This is a genomic window from Nocardioides sp. (genome assembly GCF_036267815.1).
Classification (GTDB): domain Bacteria; phylum Actinomycetota; class Actinomycetes; order Propionibacteriales; family Nocardioidaceae; genus Nocardioides.
In genome coordinates this window covers 160,962-176,752 of the sequence record NZ_DATAVI010000063.1, presented here as the reverse complement: position 1 = coordinate 176,752, position 15,791 = coordinate 160,962, and the positions used below count along the sequence as shown (strand labels likewise).

General features: G+C 71.9%; 19 protein-coding genes. 9 read left to right on the top strand and 10 right to left on the bottom strand.

Going from position 1 to position 15,791, the window contains the following annotated elements; translation table 11 throughout:
* The coding region (locus VHW64_RS14265) for an ABC transporter substrate-binding protein (protein WP_329651233.1) at window positions 1-477 on the bottom strand (477 nt) is incomplete at its 3' end.
* Window positions 478-910: 433 nt separating this feature from the next.
* A complete protein-coding gene (locus VHW64_RS14260; RefSeq protein ID WP_329651232.1) occupies window positions 911-1,309 on the bottom strand; it encodes an adenylyltransferase/cytidyltransferase family protein in 399 nt (132 codons plus the stop codon).
* A gap of 41 nt (window positions 1,310-1,350) precedes the next feature.
* Between VHW64_RS14260 and VHW64_RS14255 the strand changes: the two genes are divergently transcribed.
* Together VHW64_RS14255 and VHW64_RS14250 are read left to right on the top strand one after the other, a co-directional pair.
* Window positions 1,351-2,640, top strand: a complete 1,290-nt coding sequence (locus VHW64_RS14255) for a DUF445 domain-containing protein (protein WP_329651231.1) — start codon at window positions 1,351-1,353, stop codon at window positions 2,638-2,640.
* Between the two features lie 30 nt (window positions 2,641-2,670).
* Window positions 2,671-2,886, top strand: a complete 216-nt coding sequence (locus VHW64_RS14250) for an RNA-binding S4 domain-containing protein (protein WP_329651230.1) — start codon at window positions 2,671-2,673, stop codon at window positions 2,884-2,886.
* A 61-nt stretch (window positions 2,887-2,947) separates the two neighbouring features.
* On the opposite strand, the gene VHW64_RS14245 is transcribed toward VHW64_RS14250, so the two are convergent.
* Both VHW64_RS14245 and VHW64_RS14240 read right to left on the bottom strand, forming a co-directional pair.
* Window positions 2,948-3,442, bottom strand: a complete 495-nt coding sequence (locus VHW64_RS14245) for a heavy metal-responsive transcriptional regulator (RefSeq protein WP_329651229.1) — start codon at window positions 3,440-3,442, stop codon at window positions 2,948-2,950.
* A 43-nt stretch (window positions 3,443-3,485) separates the two neighbouring features.
* Entirely contained in the window at window positions 3,486-3,854 is a 369-nt protein-coding gene (locus tag VHW64_RS14240) for an FKBP-type peptidyl-prolyl cis-trans isomerase (protein WP_329651228.1), read from the bottom strand.
* A 79-nt stretch (window positions 3,855-3,933) separates the two neighbouring features.
* On the opposite strand from VHW64_RS14240, the gene VHW64_RS14235 reads away from it, so the two are divergent.
* On the top strand, window positions 3,934-4,557 hold the full coding sequence (locus tag VHW64_RS14235) for a hypothetical protein (RefSeq protein WP_329651227.1): 624 nt from the start codon (window positions 3,934-3,936) through the stop codon (window positions 4,555-4,557).
* A gap of 22 nt (window positions 4,558-4,579) precedes the next feature.
* On the opposite strand, the gene VHW64_RS14230 is transcribed toward VHW64_RS14235, so the two are convergent.
* Both VHW64_RS14230 and hisN read right to left on the bottom strand, forming a co-directional pair.
* On the bottom strand, window positions 4,580-5,011 hold the full coding sequence (locus tag VHW64_RS14230) for a CBS domain-containing protein (RefSeq protein WP_329651226.1): 432 nt from the start codon (window positions 5,009-5,011) through the stop codon (window positions 4,580-4,582).
* 56 nt (window positions 5,012-5,067) lie between these two features.
* The gene (hisN, locus tag VHW64_RS14225; protein ID WP_329651225.1) at window positions 5,068-5,961 is read right to left on the bottom strand and encodes a histidinol-phosphatase; all 894 of its coding nucleotides are present in this window, start codon (window positions 5,959-5,961) and stop codon (window positions 5,068-5,070) included.
* Window positions 5,962-6,036: 75 nt separating this feature from the next.
* Between hisN and VHW64_RS14220 the strand changes: the two genes are divergently transcribed.
* Window positions 6,037-6,510: a DUF2231 domain-containing protein gene (locus tag VHW64_RS14220; protein WP_329651224.1), complete on the top strand. Its 474-nt coding sequence runs from the start codon at window positions 6,037-6,039 to the stop codon at window positions 6,508-6,510.
* Window positions 6,511-6,525: 15 nt separating this feature from the next.
* On the opposite strand, the gene rsgA is transcribed toward VHW64_RS14220, so the two are convergent.
* Genes rsgA through VHW64_RS14205 form a run of 3 tightly spaced genes read right to left on the bottom strand, consistent with a single transcriptional unit; the run spans window position 6,526 to window position 12,124 of the window.
* Window positions 6,526-7,509 (bottom strand): ribosome small subunit-dependent GTPase A, encoded by a 984-nt coding sequence (gene rsgA / locus VHW64_RS14215; RefSeq protein ID WP_329651223.1) that lies wholly within the window; start codon window positions 7,507-7,509, stop codon window positions 6,526-6,528.
* 44 nt (window positions 7,510-7,553) lie between these two features.
* Entirely contained in the window at window positions 7,554-8,084 is a 531-nt protein-coding gene (locus VHW64_RS14210) for a DoxX family protein (RefSeq protein ID WP_329651222.1), read from the bottom strand.
* A 32-nt stretch (window positions 8,085-8,116) separates the two neighbouring features.
* Window positions 8,117-12,124: a sigma-70 family RNA polymerase sigma factor gene (locus VHW64_RS14205; protein ID WP_329651221.1), complete on the bottom strand. Its 4,008-nt coding sequence runs from the start codon at window positions 12,122-12,124 to the stop codon at window positions 8,117-8,119.
* Between the two features lie 255 nt (window positions 12,125-12,379).
* Here VHW64_RS14205 and VHW64_RS14200 point away from each other — a divergent pair, with 255 nt between their 5' ends.
* The 5 genes from VHW64_RS14200 to rsrA all read left to right on the top strand — a co-directional run bounded on the left by VHW64_RS14200 (window position 12,380) and on the right by rsrA (window position 15,537).
* Window positions 12,380-13,036 (top strand): hypothetical protein, encoded by a 657-nt coding sequence (locus tag VHW64_RS14200; protein WP_329651220.1) that lies wholly within the window; start codon window positions 12,380-12,382, stop codon window positions 13,034-13,036.
* An 88-nt stretch (window positions 13,037-13,124) separates the two neighbouring features.
* Window positions 13,125-13,898, top strand: coding sequence for an SOS response-associated peptidase (locus tag VHW64_RS14195; RefSeq protein ID WP_329651219.1), 774 nt, complete (start codon window positions 13,125-13,127; stop codon window positions 13,896-13,898).
* Complete coding sequence (locus VHW64_RS14190) at window positions 13,895-14,530, top strand: alpha/beta family hydrolase (RefSeq protein WP_329651218.1); 636 nt, start codon at window positions 13,895-13,897, stop codon at window positions 14,528-14,530. Before VHW64_RS14195 ends, VHW64_RS14190 begins: the two co-directional genes overlap by 4 nt.
* A 72-nt stretch (window positions 14,531-14,602) precedes the next feature.
* The gene (locus VHW64_RS14185; RefSeq protein WP_329651217.1) at window positions 14,603-15,274 is read left to right on the top strand and encodes a sigma-70 family RNA polymerase sigma factor; all 672 of its coding nucleotides are present in this window, start codon (window positions 14,603-14,605) and stop codon (window positions 15,272-15,274) included.
* Window positions 15,274-15,537, top strand: a complete 264-nt coding sequence (gene rsrA, locus VHW64_RS14180) for a mycothiol system anti-sigma-R factor (protein WP_329651216.1) — start codon at window positions 15,274-15,276, stop codon at window positions 15,535-15,537. The genes VHW64_RS14185 and rsrA overlap by 1 nt, the downstream gene beginning before the upstream one ends.
* A 112-nt stretch (window positions 15,538-15,649) precedes the next feature.
* On the opposite strand, the gene VHW64_RS20330 is transcribed toward rsrA, so the two are convergent.
* Window positions 15,650-15,724 (bottom strand): 50S ribosomal protein bL37, encoded by a 75-nt coding sequence (locus tag VHW64_RS20330; protein WP_396408713.1) that lies wholly within the window; start codon window positions 15,722-15,724, stop codon window positions 15,650-15,652.
* Window positions 15,725-15,791: the final 67 nt, after the last annotated feature.

Sequence of the window (15,791 nt, the reverse complement as noted above, 5' to 3'; positions counted from 1 at the left end):
CCGCGTCATCCCGAAGGCGACGTCCTTGGCGGTGACGGGCTGGCCGTTCTCGGCCCACTTCACACCCGAGCGGATCGTGAACTTCCACTGCGTGTAGCTGTCGTTGTGGGTACCCAGGTTGGTGGCCAGGTCGGGGACCAGCACCATGTTCTTGGTCTTGGGGTCGTACTTGTACTGGGTCAGCGAGCGACCGATCAGGCCGCTGAAGATCGACGAGGTGTCGGTGTAGTAGATCTCGCTGGGGTCGAGCGTGGTGGTCAGGCCGGTGAGGGTGAGCACCGTGACGGTGCCGCCCTTCTGGGCGCCGGGGATGGTCACCGGGCCCTTGGCCGACGCATCAGTCGCGTTGCCGGTGTCGCCGCCCTTGAACGTGGGATTGGCGCCCGGGGGGCCCGAGCTTCCGCCGCTCCCGCCGCACGCGGCCAGGGCGAGCAGCCCCACCGAGGAGAGAGCGACCAACGGAGTCTTCAGTCTCATGTACTCAGCCTTTCGCTGGCAGACGGCCGAGGCGATGCCTCGCCGAGGGGTGCATCGGGGCCTGAGCGCGCGGTGGCGCGGGCATGACCCCACCCCAAGAGAACCAGCCGACAATTGCTGTGGCGTCTCGAGCCGATAACAAATGGGTACCGACTGGGAAATACGCCTCGAAAAGGGTCACGGAATCATCACGAAAAGATCACGAATAAACATCCGGTCACGGCTCGATATCGGAATTGTCACAATCGAGACGGCGGTCCGCTGTCGATCCCTCGCTCGATGGCCGGTGAGCCTGGGGCGGCGGCCCCGACCGGCGAGGCGAGCAGGGAGGTGAGCAGGGAGGTGAGCAGGGCCGCGACGCAGGCGGTGGCCACACCTCCCGACGCCACGCGGCGGCCCGGCCTGCGGGCGACCCTCGGGGTGGGGTGGGGGCTCATCCGGTGGAGGAGATCTTCTCGATCAGGGCGGTGGTGGAGATGGCCGGCGTGCGCGGCAGGTAGACGACCTCGCAGATGTCGGCGAACTCGTCGAACCGGCCCCGCCAGTCGTCGCCCATCACGAGCACGTTCGCGTCGTACCTCTCGATGTACTCGCGCTTGAGCTCCAGGCTCTCCTCGACGAACACCTCGTCGACCATCCGCAGGGCGGCCACGATCTCGAGGCGCTCACGCTGGTTGAACACCGGCTCGCGGCCCTTCTTGCGCAGGTTCAACGCGTCGGCGGAGACCCCGACCACCAGCCGGTCGCCGAGTGCGGCCGCCCGCTCGATCACGCGCAGATGACCGACGTGGAACACGTCGAACGTGCCGAAGGTGATCACGGTGCGCGGCATGGGGCGCATTCTGACATCCCCGCGTCAGGGACAATCGAGTGGTGACCACGACCACCTCCCCGCCGAAGGTCGAGGCGATCGGCATGACCGCCCCCGACCCGGTCTCCGACGCCCGGCGAAGGCGTGGGCTGCGCCGGATGCGTACGTTGGCGGTCTCCTTGCTGATCCTCGCCGCCGTGGTCTACCTGCTGACCCTGGACCACGGCGGCTTCCTCGGCTTCGTCAACGCCGGTGCGGAGGCGTCGATGGTCGGCGCCATCGCCGACTGGTTCGCCGTCACGGCGCTGTTCCGGCATCCGCTCGGGCTCCCGGTGCCACACACGGCGCTGATCTCGCGGCGCAAGGACGAGCTCGGCCGCGGGCTGGAGGAGTTCGTCGGCGAGAACTTCCTCCAGGAGGGCATCGTCCGCGACCGGGTCGCTGCGGCCGCGGTCTCGGCGCGGGCGGGGACGTGGCTCGCTGACCCCGGTCAGGTGCGCCGGGTGGTGGACGAGGTGTCGGACGTCGTCGCGATCGCCTTGGAGCGGGTCCGCGACGAGCACGTCTCCGCGCTGGTGACCGAGGCGCTCGTCCCGCGCTTCCGCGACGAGCCGATCGCCGCGCTGGCCGGTGAGCTGCTGGCCGAGGCGCTGCGCGACGGCGTTCACCACGGCGTGCTCGACCTGGCCATCGACGAGCTCTACGGCTGGCTCCTGGAGCACCCCGAGACGGTCGCGGAGGTGCTCCAGCAGCGGGCCCCGTGGTGGGCGCCGGGCCGTCTGAACGACGCCGTCACCCGGCGAGTCACCGGCGAGCTGGTCAGCTGGCTCGCGGAGATCCGAGCCGACCCCGACCATCGTGCGCGGCACGCGGTCGACTCGTTGCTGACCCAGCTGGCCCACGACCTCCGGCACGACCAGGTCACCCAGGAGCGCACGGAGCGGCTCAAGCAGCGGCTCCTGGACCAGCCACAGGTCGTCGAGTCGGGGGTGGCGCTGTGGAACGCCCTGCGTCGCGCACTCCAGGCCTCCCTCCGCGATCCGGAGGGGGCGGTGCGCGCGCGGCTCGTCGGCGAGCTGACGGCGTTCGGCGCCCGGCTGCGCGAGGATGTCGCGCTGCGTGGTCGCATCGACGGCGCCGCGGCCGACGTGGCGGTGTTCGCCGTCGAGAGGTACGGCGCCGAGCTGACCGCCGTGATCACCCAGACCGTGGAACGCTGGGACGGCAAGGAGGCCTCGCGCCGGATCGAGCTGCACGTGGGCCGGGACCTCCAGTTCATCCGGATCAACGGGACGATCGTAGGAGGGCTGGTGGGATTGGTGATCCATGCGGTGACGGTGATGCTGCGATGACGGTGATGCTGCGATGACAGGGGTGCTGCGATGAGTGGGGGCGAGACCGTCGGTCTGCGCGACGAGTCCATCAAGCTGGGGCAGTTCCTCAAGCTCTCGGACCTCGTCGACACCGGCGCCGATGCGAAGGGCCTGCTCGCCCGCGGACTGGTCCGGGTGAACGGCGACGTCGAGACCCGGCGTGGGCGGCAGCTGGTGGCCGGGGACGTCGTGGAGTGCGCCGGCCGCCGCGTCGTGGTGGGCTGAGCCGGGCGCCCAGCAGGCGCCCGGTCAGCCTTCAACCACGCGGCCTCAGCCGTCGGGCGGGTCAGCAGCAGCCGCAGCTGCACCCGGGCGTGCACTGGCAGTCGGGACCGCAGGGGCAGTCGTGCTGTTCGTCGGACATGGAGCTCACCTCCTTCCGGCAGGCGCACCAGGTGGTCTCGGGGTCCGGCGCCGGGCAGGCTCCGCTCGCGATGCCGTCGCGCATCGTCCGCATCTGGTCGCGGAGGACCTCGAGCCGGGAGATCTCGGCGTCCACCTCGGCGAGGCGCCTGGTCAGGTGCTGCTCGGCGGGCTCGCACGGGCACTCGCCCGTGTCGCGCACGGCCAGGAGGTCGCGGACGTCGGCCAGGGTGAGCCCGAGGCGCTGCGCTCCGCGGATGAACGTGAGCCGGTCGCGAGCAGCCTCGTCGTACTGCCGGTAGCCGGCCGGGCTGCGCCGCGGCTCGGGGAGCAGCCCCGCCTTCTCGTAGTAGCGCAGCGTGTCGGCGCTGCTGCCGACCGACGCGGCCAGCTGGGAGACGGTGTAGGTCGGGCTCACACCACGACCGTAAACCTTGGAGTCGACTCCAAGGTCAAGCGCCTCAGTCGACGGCGATCAGGTCGCAGACGAAGATCAGCGTCTCGCCCGGCTTGATCGCCGCCCCGGCACCGCGGTCGCCGTACCCGAGGTGGGGCGGGATCACCAGCTGCCGGCGCCCGCCGACCTTCATGCCCTGCACCCCGGTGTCCCAGCCCTGGATCACCTGGCCGACCCCGAGCCGGAACTGCAACGGGTCGCCACGGTTGTACGACGCGTCGAACTCCTCGCCGGAGGAGTGCGCCACGCCGACGTAGTGCACGCGCACCGTCGACCCGGCGGTCGCCTCGGGGCCGTCGCCCTCCACGAGGTCGTTGATCTCCAGGTCGGTGGGTGGCGGGCCGTCGTAGAAGTCGATCTCGGGCTTGTCCATGACTCGACCCTACGGGCAGACGTCCGTGGTCGGCCCGCGCGACCGGCGTGGTGTCGGTGGTGACGCCTAGCGTCGGCTCATGGTGATCAGCGCGCGCCAGGCCAGCCGGATCGTCCAGGACGTCGCCGGGATCGGCCCTCAGCAGTCACGTCGGGCCCTCTCGACGGGGCTGGCCGGCCGGGCCGATCGGGTCGGCGGCACGCTGCTGTACGACGAGGAGGCGGTCCGGGCGCTCGCCCAGTGGCACTCGCTGGACCACGACGCGCTTCTCGCCGCGTGTCCTGGGGGTGTCTTCGTGATCCGGCTCGGCCGGGGGCTCGAGCCCGCCGCCTCGGCTTCGTGGTCCGAGCGGGCCTCGTCGATCGCCCGGCAGCCCTACCTCGGCTTCGCGGCCTGGGTTCAGGTGCGAGCTCGCCTCGCCGGGGCCGGCCGCCTCGGCTGCGTGGTCACCGTGTGCGGGTATCCCGTGCTCCTGGCCGACCTGGTCTCCTTCGGAGCCCGCGACGTCGGTGAGGTGCCGATCGGGCTCGAGCCGCCGGGGCCGTGGGCCGGTCTGCTCCACCAGCGACGGCTGGTGACGAGCCCCGGGCCCGCGTGGCTGCTCCTCGGAGGGCAGCCCTCCCTCGGCCGAGCCGGACGCTCGCGCGTGCTCGGCGAGCCGGTGAACGCCGGGCGATCGACGACCTGGAGCCGCTGGACCTAGGGTCCTGGCGGGCAGCGGGGGCTCAGGTCTGGTGGACGTAGCTGTCGAGCTGGTCGCGCTCGAACCGGAGCTGGTCCAGCGACGACTTCACGACGTCGCCGATGCTGATGATTCCGGTGAGCCGGCCGGACTCGACCACCGGCACGTGGCGGATGCGACGCTCGGTCATCATCACCCGCAGGTCGTCCACCGGGGTGTCGGGCTCGCAGGTCCGCACGTCGCTGGTCATGATCGCGCTCACCGGGCCGTCCAGGACGGCGTCGTCGTCGTTGAGGCGGCGGACGACGTCGCGCTCGCTGACGATGCCGTCGACCGCCTGCCCGCCGGCGCTGACCACGACCGCGCCGACGTTGTGCTCGGCGAGCATGGCGAGCAGGTCGCGCACGGTGGCGTCGGGGGTGATGGTGACGACCGCGTGACTGGGCTTGTTGGAGAGAACCTCGCTGATCCGCATGGCCACTCCTCGCTGGGCGGGTCCCTGGGTGGTGGGTCGGTCGGTTCCTTCGCAGACTAGTCCTGTCCGCGGGTCCGTCGCGAGAGCAGATCGTGGACCGAGCCCGGTCCACGCGGGGGAGCATCAGGGTCGTGGTCGTCGTCGGGCAGAGAACCGAGGAACGACAGCACGGCGTCGTGCAGGTGACCGTTGGTGGCCAGGGCGTTGCCGCCGAACGGCCCCTCGGTGCCGTCCAGCGACGTGAAGGAGCCGCCGGCCTCGCGCACGATCACGTCGAGCGCCGCCATGTCGTAGAGCTGGAGCTCCGGCTCTACGGCGATGTCGACGGCGCCCTCGGCCAGCAGCATGTAGGACCAGAAGTCTCCGTAGGCGCGCGTGCGCCAGCAGCGCCGCATCAGGGAGAGGAAGTCCTCGAGCCGGTCCCGCTCGTCCCAGCCCTGCAGCGACGAGTACGCCAGCGAGGCGTCCTCGAGCCGGCGTACGTCGGAGACGGTGCAGCGGGTCGCCTTGAGCAGCGAGCGCCCGGTCCAGGCGCCGTTGCCCGAGCTGGCCCACCAGCGACGCTGGAGCTGGGGGGCCGAGACCACCGACAGCACGACCTCGTCCTCGACCACCAAGGCGACCAAGGTCGCCCACACGGGCACGCCGCGCACGAAGTTCTTGGTCCCGTCGATCGGGTCGATCACCCAGCGCCGCTGACTGTGCCCCGAGCTGCCCTGCTCCTCCCCGGTGATGGCGTCGCGAGAGCGGACCCGGGACAGGGTGCGCCGCATCGACTCCTCGACGGCCTGGTCGGCGTCGGTGACGGGAGTCAGGTCGGGCTTGCTCATCACGTGCAGGTCGAGGGCCTTGAAGCGCGAGGTCGTGAGTGAGTCCGCGTCGTCCGCCAGCACGTGAGCGAGCCGGAGGTCGTCGGTGTAGTCGGCCGCTGAGTGACCTGGGGACGCCATGAGCACAGGCTATTGCGCCGGAGCTGTCAGGAGCGGGACTGAACCGCGCTCGGAGTGGAGGCGTATACCTGTGACATGGAGTTCAACGGTCTCCCGCTGCACCCCCTGATCGTCCATGTCGTCGTCGTCTTCGCGCCCCTCGCGGGTCTCGGCGGCATCGCCTACGCCCTCGTCCCGCGGTGGCGCTGGCTGCTGCGGTGGCCCCTGCTCGCTTCGGCGTTCGTCGCGGCGGTCGCCGGCGTCATCGCCGTCCGGTCCGGGCACGACCTGGAGAACCAGCGCCACCTCCAGTCGCTGCCGGAGCTCGCGGTCCACGCCCACCGGGGCGGGATCCTGCGCTGGCTGCTCGTGGCCTTCCTGGTGCCGGCGGCCCTGGCGGCGTGGCTGCTCGGCGGACCCTCGCCGCTGGTCTCGGGGGCAGGCGGTCGCGAGACACGGTCGACCGCGCTGGGACTGGCGGTCTCGGTGCTGCTGGTGGCCGGAGCCGTCGCCGTGCTCGTCAGCGTCTTCATGACCGGCGACGCCGGGGCCCGCAGCGTCTGGGGCTGACGCCGCGCCGCCCGCTCAGTCGGAGCGCGCCTCCAGCAGCCTCCGGAACGACTGCACCCGCTCCGGGTCGGCCTCGCCCCGGGCCACCGCCTCGTCCAGCCCGCACTCGGGCTCGTCGGCGCCGTGGGTGCATCCCCGAGGGCAGTCCTCGGTCATCTCGTCGAGGTCGGGGAACGCCTCGATCAGGTCCTCGGGACGCACGTGGGCAAGTCCGAACGAGCGGATCCCCGGGGTGTCGACGATGCGCCCCGCCCCCGTGCCCGGTAGGGCGAGCATGATCGCCGACGTCGAGGTGTGCCGACCGCGACCGGTCACGGCGTTCACGTCGCCGGTCTCGCGCCGGGCGTCCGGCACCAGGGCGTTGACCAGCGTGGACTTCCCGACCCCGCTGTGTCCGATCAGGACACTGGTCCGGCCGGCGAGTCGGGCCCGGAGCTCTGTCAGGTCCGCACCGCGGCGGGTGACCACCCAGGGCACGCCCAGGGACCGGTAGGTCACCAGGAGCGTCTCCGGGTCGGCCAGGTCGGCCTTGGTCAGGCACAGCAGCGGCTTCATCCGCGCGTCGAACGCCGCTACCAGGGCCCGGTCGATGAGGCGCGGCCGCGGCTCGGGGTCGGCCAGCGCGGTCACCACGACCAGCTGGTCGGCGTTGGCGACGACGACCCGCTCCACCGGATCGTCGTCGTCGGCGGTGCGGCGCAGCACGGTCGTGCGCTCCTGCACCTCCACGATCCGAGCCAGGGCGCCGCCGTCACCGGACACGTCGCCGACGACGCGGACCCGGTCCCCGACGACGACGCCCTTGCGGCCCAGGGGGCGCGCCTTGACCGCCCAGACGCGGGCGCCGTCGACCTCGAGGGTGAAGCGCCCCCGGTCCACGGTGGTGACGACGCCGGCCACGGCGTCGTCGTAGCGGGGGCGCTCCTTGGTGCGGGGGCGGGTGCGCCGACGGGGCCGGTCGTAGTGCTCGGGGTCGTGCTCGCCGTACCGCCCGCTCACGGCAGCCCGGCACTGGTCACCGCCGCAGCGTACCCAGCATCGGCTCAGCCCAGGTGTGCCCTAGCCACCCGAGCCTCGGTGCGGGCCTGCTTGGCGAGCTGCCGGGCCTCACGCCGTACGTCGCGGGCGGCACGGCGCGCGCGCCAGGCGACGCCGGGCTTGCCCTCGGTGTCGACGCTGGCCAGCAGCAGGCCGCCGAGCATCGAGACGTTCTTGAAGAACTGGATGCGCTGCGCCGCCCGCGCGGCCTTGTCCTGCTCCTCCCAGAAGGGATGACCGGCGTACGTCGTGGGGACCAGCGAGGCGGCGAGCGCCAACGACGAGAGCCGAGGCGCGCGACCGGTGGCCAGCGCAAGCCCGGCCAGTACCTGCACCCCGCCGTTGATCCGCACCAGCGTGGCCGGGTCGGTCGGCACGGGCAGCCCCGGCGCCAGCCGCTCGGCCAGGGTCGGGACCTGGTCGGTGACCTTCTCCGCCTTGGGCAGCTTGGCGGCGGCATGGGTCAGCGCGTCGACGCCACCCAGGACGAACATCGAGGCAAGCATCGGCCGGGCGAGCAGTCGGATCGCGGTCATGGGTCCTTCTTACCCCGATCCGGGGCAGATCATCAGTCGAGGTTGCGGATCGGCACCGTGATCGTGTTGTCGCTCGGGTCGCTGTCCTGGCTGTCGGGGGAGCTGACGGTGAAGGTCAGCGACGCCTGGGGGACCAGGGCGAACCCCAGGAAGCTGAGGGTGGTCGGCGTGCTCGTCACCGGGCAGGTCGTGACACCTGACGTCGTCGTGGAGCACTCCTGGGGACTCCACACCGCGGACCCGTCGGAGGACATCGACAGGGTCGCGTGGGCGCCGGGGTCCAGGCCGGTGACGCGCACGTGCACGACGGTCCCGAACACGCCGAAGAGCCAGCCGTGATCGGTGGTCGCGCTCAGGGTCAGGTCGTTCTGCGCAGTCACCTGGAAGGTCTGCGAGGCGGTGGTGGCGGCCGCGTAGTCGTTGCTGCCGCTCTGGTCGGCGTTCACGACGCACGCGCCGGGGCTGACGAAGGTCACCGTGGACCCGGCGACGGTGCAGACCTTGCTGCTCCCGGAGCTGAACGTGACCGGGTTGCCCGACGCGCCTCCGGTCGCCGAGACGGCGTAGCCCTTGCCGCCGACCAGGGCCGGCGACGGCGGGGTCGAGGTGAAGCTCACCTGCTGGGCGGCCTTCGGGACCGCGATCGTCTGCGCCGCCTGCGGGGCCGCGACGTAGTCGTCGCTGCCGCTCTGGTCGGCGTTCACGACACAGGAGCCGGCGTGCAGGAAGGTGACGGTCGAGCCGCTCAGGGCGCACACCCCGGTGGTGGTGGAGGTGAAGGTGACCGGGTTGCCGGACCTCCCGCCCGTGGCGGACAGGACGTAGGTGTCCTTGAACGACGGGCTCGCCGGCGGGGTGCTGGTGAAGGTGATGGCCTGGCTGCCCTGGCCGACGGCGAGCTGCTGGGTGCTGGTGGCCGGCAGGTAGTCGGCGTCGCCGTTCGTGTGCGCGGTGACCGCGCACGTGCCGGCGTGGTGGAAGAGCACGGTTGCGGCGCCGTTGTCGGGGTGGGTGATCTCGCAGGCGCTGTTGGTGGTCTTGGTGGCGTCGGCGCTGAGGAAGACGGTCTCGCCGGAGTCGCTGGTCGCGACCAGGGCGTACGGCGTGCCACCGACCACCGCGTTGGCGGGCGGGGTGGTGAAGGTGATGGTCGCGGTGCCCTGGCCGACGGTGAACTGCTGGGTGCTGGTCGCCGGCAGGTAGTCGGCGTCGCCGTGGGTGTGCGCGGTGACGACGCAGGTGCCGACGTGGTGGATGACCACGGTGTCGTCGCCCGACAGGGCGCAGGCGGTGCCGTCGCCGTCGACCCGGAAGGTCACGGTCTCACCGGTGCTGCTGGTGGCGGCGACGGGGTACGGCGTGGTGCCGACCACCGGGTCGGCCGGCGGCGTCGTGGTGAAGGTGATGTCGGGAGTGCCCCTGCCGACATCGACGGCATGGGTGACCGGGGTGGCGGCGTCGTAGTCGCCGTTGCCGGCCTGGTCGGCCTCGATGCTGCACGACGTCGCGTGCTGGAAGCTCACCGTGGTGCCCGAGACCGTGCAGACATCGGGGGTCGACGTCTTGAAGGTCACCTGGTTGCCGGAGTCGCCGGTGGAGGTCGCGGTCAGCGTGGCGGTGCCGTCGACGACCCGGTCGCCCTGGCTCACGGTGAAGTCGACCGCCTGCTCCGCCTTGGGGACCTTGGTCTCCTGGGGCTGGGCCGTCGTGGCCGAGGTGTAGTCGGAGGTGCCGGCCTGGGTCGCGTCGATGGCACAGGGGCCGGCGTGGCGGAAGGTCACGGTCGCGCTGGTGTCGGTGGGGTCGCCGTCGCTCACCGTGCAGGCGTCGCTGGTGATGGTGGAGTCGACGAAGAAGTCGATCGGTCCGCCCGAGTCACTGGTCGCGGTCACGGTGTAGCTGTCGCCGAAGGCGGGGTTCGTGGGCGCCTTCGAGGTGAACGTGACCTGCTGCGCGGCCTGCGGGACGCTCACCGTCTGAGTGACGGTGTCCGCGGTGAAGTCCGCTGTCTCGGCGACGTGCGCCTCGATGACGCAGGCGCCGGCGTGGTGGAAGGTGACCACCGAGGTGACGTCGTTCAGGCTGCACGCGCTGTCGGTGGTCTGCGAGGAGACCGACACCGCGACGGTGCCGCCGGAGTCGCTGCTGACCTCCAGCGAGTAGGTGTCGCCGAACGCCGGCGCCGTCGGCGCCTGACCGAACGACACGGTCGGCGTGCCCTGGTGGACCGTGAAGGTCTGGGCCCGGGTCGAGGCGGGGTGGTAGTCGTTGTTGCCGGCCTGGTCCGCGGTGACCGTGCAGTCACCGACGTGGTCGAACGACACCCTCGCCCCGGAGACCGTGCAGACCCCGGAGGTGCCGGTCGAGATGACGACGTCGTTGCCGGAGCCGCCGCCCTCGGCCGTCACGTGGTACGACGGCCCGCTCACCGCAGCGTCGTCGGGAGCGGAGGACAGCGTGATCCGCTGGTCTTCCTTGGCGACGTGGATCTTCTGCACGGCGTCGTGCGAGCCGCGCGTCGCGCCGTTGCCGGACCGCTGCCGGGAGTCCTCGTGCGCCTGGAGCACGCACTTGCCGGCGTGGTCGAAGGTGACCGTCGTGCCGGCGCCGTTGATCGAGCAGGCGTTGTTGGTGGTCGCCTGGTCGACCGAGAACACGATCTGGTTGCCGGAGCCGCCGGAGGCACGCGGGCGGTAGGTGTCGCCGAACTTCGGGTTGGCCGGCGGCGTCGAGGTGAAGGCCACCGATCCGCCTCCGCTCGGGCCGGTCGGACCGCTCGTCGGGTCGGTCGGGCCGCTGGTCGGGTCCGTCGGCCCGCCGCTGGTGCCACCGGAGGGCCCGGTCGAGTCGGTGCCCCCGTCGCTGGGCCCGTCACTGGTGCCCCCGGGCTCGGTCGGAGCGCTCGTGGCCTCGTCGGGCGCGCTGGAGGAGTCCGTCGAGCCCGGAACGCCGCTGGTCGGCCCACCGGTGGGTGCCGAGCTGTCGCCCGACCCGGGTCCCTTCGAGCTGCCGCCCGGGCCCCGGTTGCCCTGGTGGTGACCACCCTGGCCCGGCCCGCCCGTGGCCGCCGTGCCGTGGTGCGGCGCCGGCGGCGACCCGAGGTCGGCCGCGTCGCGGGTGTGCAGGTGAGCGGCGCCGTAGATCGAGGCGACCGCGGTCGCGGTGACCAGCATCCCGCCGATCGCGGTGAGGGAGGCGTGGGCGGCCGCCCAGGTCTTGGCGGCGCTGAAGCTCGTCGACAGCAGGCCCGACCCACCGCTGCCCGAGGAGACGTAGGCGGTTCCGGCGCTGCCCAGGAGCAGGGGCGCGAGGATTCCCGCGAGTCCGGAGTTGACCTCGGTGAGCTCGAGGTAGACCGCCGCGCAGGCCCGGCACGAGGCGAGGTGGTCGTCGACCCGCGCCGCGTCACGGCGCGAGAGGCCGGAGCGGATGTAGGCGCCGAGGTGGTCGCGCGTCCACGCGCAGTCCACGTCGTCGGGATCGGTCGCGTGCTGGCTCAAGAACGCCTGCCGCAGGCCCTCTCGGGCACGGTAGGCCAGGGCCGAGACCGAGTTGGCGCTCATCCCGAGCAGCGGCGCGATGTCGGCCGGCTTCTGCTGCTCGACCTCGGTGTGCCACAGCACCATCTGCCAGCGCTCCGGCAGGGAGGCGAACGCCTTCGCCGCGGCCGCGTTCTCGAAGCCCTCCACGGCGGTGTCCTGGAAGGGCAGGCCGGGATCGAACGGCGTGAGGTCGTCGACGGGACGAAGACGGCTGCCGGAGCGGATCTTGTCGACGTGGAGACGGCGGACCGCGGTCAGCAGGTAGGCGCGGAAGGCCAGATCGGGGCCGCCACCGCGCTGGAGGACCGTGAGCACCTTGGTGAACGCGTCGGAGACGAGGTCGTCGGCGTCGGCGTGCCCGGCGAGCTGGCGGGCCAGGCGACGGGCGGAGTCGACGTGCCGGGCGAACAGCTCGCCGTAGGCGTCGACGTCGCCGCCGCGCACCGCGGAGATGAGCTCGGCGTCGCCGGGTCCGTCGACCGGCAGCGAGACGCTCACACGAACTCCAACGGGTAAAAACGGGGGTTAGGACAGAAGTATGAGCGGGTCGGCCGGATTTATCCCCAATTTCGGCATCATCCTTGGTCCGGGTCCCCGTCTCATAGGCGGAGAGCGCTGGACGAAGATGCGGAGGGAGGCGTCATGGGGTTTTGGGCGTTTCGGGACAAGATGGTGCCCGAGCCTTCCTCCGCATCATCCGTCGATGCGCTCCTCGAGCAGGTCCACGGTGACCTGCCCCATCGTTTCGAGGCCGTGGGCGAGGCTCTGATCGCCGGCCACACCGCCACCGACGCCTGTGAGGTCGTCGGGCGGCTCCAGGGCAGCCAGGGCGTCTCCTTGGAGGAGACCCTCGCCGACCTGCGCACCACCTACGACCTCGTGCTCGGCACCGAGCCGGCGTTCACCGACGCCTGCGCGGTGGCGCTGGGCTGGAGCGAGGCGACGCTGGCCTACCTGCACCAGCTCTCGTGTGCCGACCCGCTGACCGGGCTGGCGAGCATGGCCCACCTCCGCGGCCGGCTCACCGAGCTCTACCGCGGCGACGCGCGTGGCCGCGTGCCGCTGCGCGAGCGCCATGCGCTCGTCGTCGTGGAGGCCGCCTCGCCGCGGCTGTCCGGGATCGCCGACGAGGTCTTCGGCCTGGACCTGCGGATGTCTCGGATCGGGGAGTCCGCACGCTCGGTCTTCTCCGGTGACGAGACGCTCTGCCGGATCGGTCCGCGACGCATCGTGGTGCTTGCGGCTCGCGGGGAGGACCTGCCGCGCCGGATGGCGGTGCTGCGGAGCCTGCTCGAGGTGGGCGAGCGCGCCCACGGCGGGGTCCGCATCTGGGGCGAGAGCCTCCCGCTCGTGGCCGACCAGGCCTCGAGCCTGCTCGACGAGCTCTCCCGCGACCAGGCGAGCGGCTAGACCCCAGGAGCCAGCGGGGCCCCGCCGGGCGAGCTGCTCGGCTGGCGGCGGTGGCGTCGTCGTCGGTGAAGCGTCCTAGTGTTGGCGCGTGTGCGGTCGCTATGCGTCGAGCCGGAAGCCGGAGGACCTCGTCGAGGAGTTCGAGATCTCGGTCGGCGGCGGCAACCGGGTCGAGGAGGCCCTGGCTGCTGACTACAACGTCGCCCCCACCAAGCAGGTGTACGCCGTCCTGGAGCGCTCGCCGTCGCCGCGTGAGGCCCCGGGGCCCGAGCCGCCGCAGCGTCAGCTGCGGGTGCTCACCTGGGGGCTCGTCCCGTCGTGGGCGAAGGACCCGGCGATCGGCAGCCGGATGATCAACGCCCGGATGGAGACCGTCGCAGAGAAGCCGGCCTACAAGCGCGCCTTCGCGGCGCGGCGCTGCCTCCTGCCCGCCGACGGCTACTTCGAGTGGTACCCCACCCAGGTGCTGGGCAAGGGCGGCCGGCCGCTCAAGCAGCCGTTCTACATCCATCCGCAGGACGGCGGGGTGCTCGCGATGGCGGGGCTGTACGAGATCTGGCGCGACCCCTACCGCGCCGAGGACGACCCCGGCCGCTTCCGCTGGACCTGCACCGTGCTGACCACCCAGGCCGAGGACGCCGTCGGCCACATCCACGACCGGATGCCGCTGATGGTCGAGCACGAGCGCTGGGGGGAGTGGCTGGATCCCACCGTCGCCCGGCGCGACGACCTGCTGTCGCTGCTGGTGCCGGCCGCGCCGGGTCGGCTGGAGGCGTTCCCGGTCTCGACCGACGTCAACAACGTGCGCAACAACGGGCCGGAGCTGGTCGTGCCGCTGCCCGCCGAGGACGCGCTCGCGTGAGGTCGCGCGCGGTGCCCACGCCGTACGGCGCCGGGCGGCTCGACCTCCACACCGCGCGTGAGGCGACCGCGACCCTGGTGCTCAGCCACGGTGCGGGCAACGGCGTCGAGGCGCGCGACCTCACGGCGCTGGCGGCCGCCCTTCCGAGCCACGGCGTCTCGGTGGCGCTCTTCGAGCAGCCGTGGCGGGTGGCCGGGAAGGCGATCGCGTCGCCACCGGCCACGCTCGACGTCGGCCTCGGGGCGGCGGTCCGCGCGCTGCGTCCGCGCACCCCCCTGGTGGTGGGGGGCCGGTCGGCCGGGGCGAGGTCCGCCGCCCGGAGCGCCACCGCACTGGGAGCCGTGGGGTGCCTCGCCCTGGCGTTCCCGCTGCACCCGCCGGGTCGGCCGGAGAGGTCGCGGGTCGCCGAGCTCACCGGCGCCGGGGTGCCGACGCTGGTCGTGCAGGGCGAGCGTGACCCGATGGGGCGGCCGGAGGAGTTTCCCGAGGACGTCGACCTGGCCGTCGTCCCCGCCGGCGACCACGGTCTGAAGGTGCCCGCGCGCGGCCCGCTGACCCAGCAGGAGGCACTCGACCTGGTCGTGGAGGTCACGCTGGAATGGCTCGTGCGCGAGGTGACCGGGAATCGGTGACCCGAGCCCGCTGTTGCAGGGGGTGTGCTCGCTGTGATGGATCGTGCCACCCCACCGGTATCGTGGGAGTCGATGACTGACCACCCCGACATCTCTGACGTCGGCGCCGACCAGGCGCCGGAGGCCCCCGAGGTCGACGTGACGACCGAGAGCGAGGCCGACCGCGTCGCCCGCTTCGAGCGCGACGCCCTGCCGTTCCTCGACCAGCTCTACGGCGCCGCGATGCGGATGACGCGCAACCCGTCCGACGCCGAGGACCTGGTGCAGGAGACCTTCGCGAAGGCCTACGCGTCGTTCCACCAGTTCCGGCCGGGCACCAACCTCAAGGCGTGGCTGTACCGGATCCTGACCAACACCTTCATCAACAACTACCGCAAGAAGCAGCGCCAGCCGCAGCAGTCGATGTCGGAGGACGTCGAGGACTGGCAGCTCGCGCGGGCCGAGTCGCACACGTCCTCGGGGCTGAAGTCCGCGGAGAACGAGGCGCTCGAGCACCTCCCCGACTCCGAGGTGAAGGAGGCCCTCCAGCGCCTCCCCGAGGAGTTCCGGCTGGCGGTCTACCTCGCCGACGTCGAGGGGTTCGCCTACAAGGAGATCGCTGAGATCATGGGGACGCCGATCGGCACCGTGATGTCTCGGCTGCACCGCGGACGACGTCAGCTGCGCGACATGCTCTCGGACTACGTCCGTGCCCATGACCTCCTGCCGGTCGGGCCCGACAGTGCCGAGGGGGATTCGCAGTGATGAGCGGGAAGACCGACGACGAGACCTGTGCCAACTTCCTCGAGCGCATCGTGTGCCTGCTCGACAACGAGCTCGATGCGGTGGACGTCGCCGAGGTCAAGGCGCACCTCGACGAGTGCGCGCCGTGCCTCCAGAGCTACGACCTCCAGCGGACGGTGAAGGCGCTCGTCGCGCGCTCGTGCATGGAGCACGCGCCCGACAGCCTGCGGCAGCGGGTCCGGGTGCAGATCCAGCAGATCCGGGTGACCTACACCGAAGGCTGACAGCACAGCCCTGGAGACAGCAGAGCGTCTGAGACAGCAGAGCCCTCGACCGCCATGGTCGAGGGCTCGGTGCTGTCTGCTCGGCCAGGTGTGGCCGGCTGTCTGGCAGCGCCTACGCGTTGGGGCGCTTGCCGTGGTTGGCGGCCTTCTTCTTGCGGCCGCGACGCTTGCGTCCGGTCTTGCCCATGGTGTCCTCCTGGTCCTGAGGCCCCCATCCTCCCAGGAGTCCTCCGCGTGCGGGAAATCGACGGGTC

Bases quoted from the DNA above. Each gene is read 5' to 3' on its own strand.
- VHW64_RS14260 (WP_329651232.1), bottom strand. From the start codon at position 1,309: ATGCCGCGCACCGTGATCACCTTCGGCACGTTCGACGTGTTCCACGTC.
- VHW64_RS14250 (WP_329651230.1), top strand. From the start codon at position 2,671: ATGAGTGGGGGCGAGACCGTCGGTCTGCGCGACGAGTCCATCAAGCTG.
- VHW64_RS14240 (WP_329651228.1), bottom strand. From the start codon at position 3,854: ATGGACAAGCCCGAGATCGACTTCTACGACGGCCCGCCACCCACCGAC.
- VHW64_RS14235 (WP_329651227.1), top strand. From the start codon at position 3,934: ATGGTGATCAGCGCGCGCCAGGCCAGCCGGATCGTCCAGGACGTCGCC.
- VHW64_RS14230 (WP_329651226.1), bottom strand. From the start codon at position 5,011: ATGCGGATCAGCGAGGTTCTCTCCAACAAGCCCAGTCACGCGGTCGTC.
- hisN (WP_329651225.1), bottom strand. From the start codon at position 5,961: ATGGCGTCCCCAGGTCACTCAGCGGCCGACTACACCGACGACCTCCGG.
- VHW64_RS14220 (WP_329651224.1), top strand. From the start codon at position 6,037: ATGGAGTTCAACGGTCTCCCGCTGCACCCCCTGATCGTCCATGTCGTC.
- VHW64_RS14210 (WP_329651222.1), bottom strand. From the start codon at position 8,084: ATGACCGCGATCCGACTGCTCGCCCGGCCGATGCTTGCCTCGATGTTC.
- VHW64_RS14185 (WP_329651217.1), top strand. From the start codon at position 14,603: ATGACTGACCACCCCGACATCTCTGACGTCGGCGCCGACCAGGCGCCG.
- rsrA (WP_329651216.1), top strand. From the start codon at position 15,274: ATGAGCGGGAAGACCGACGACGAGACCTGTGCCAACTTCCTCGAGCGC.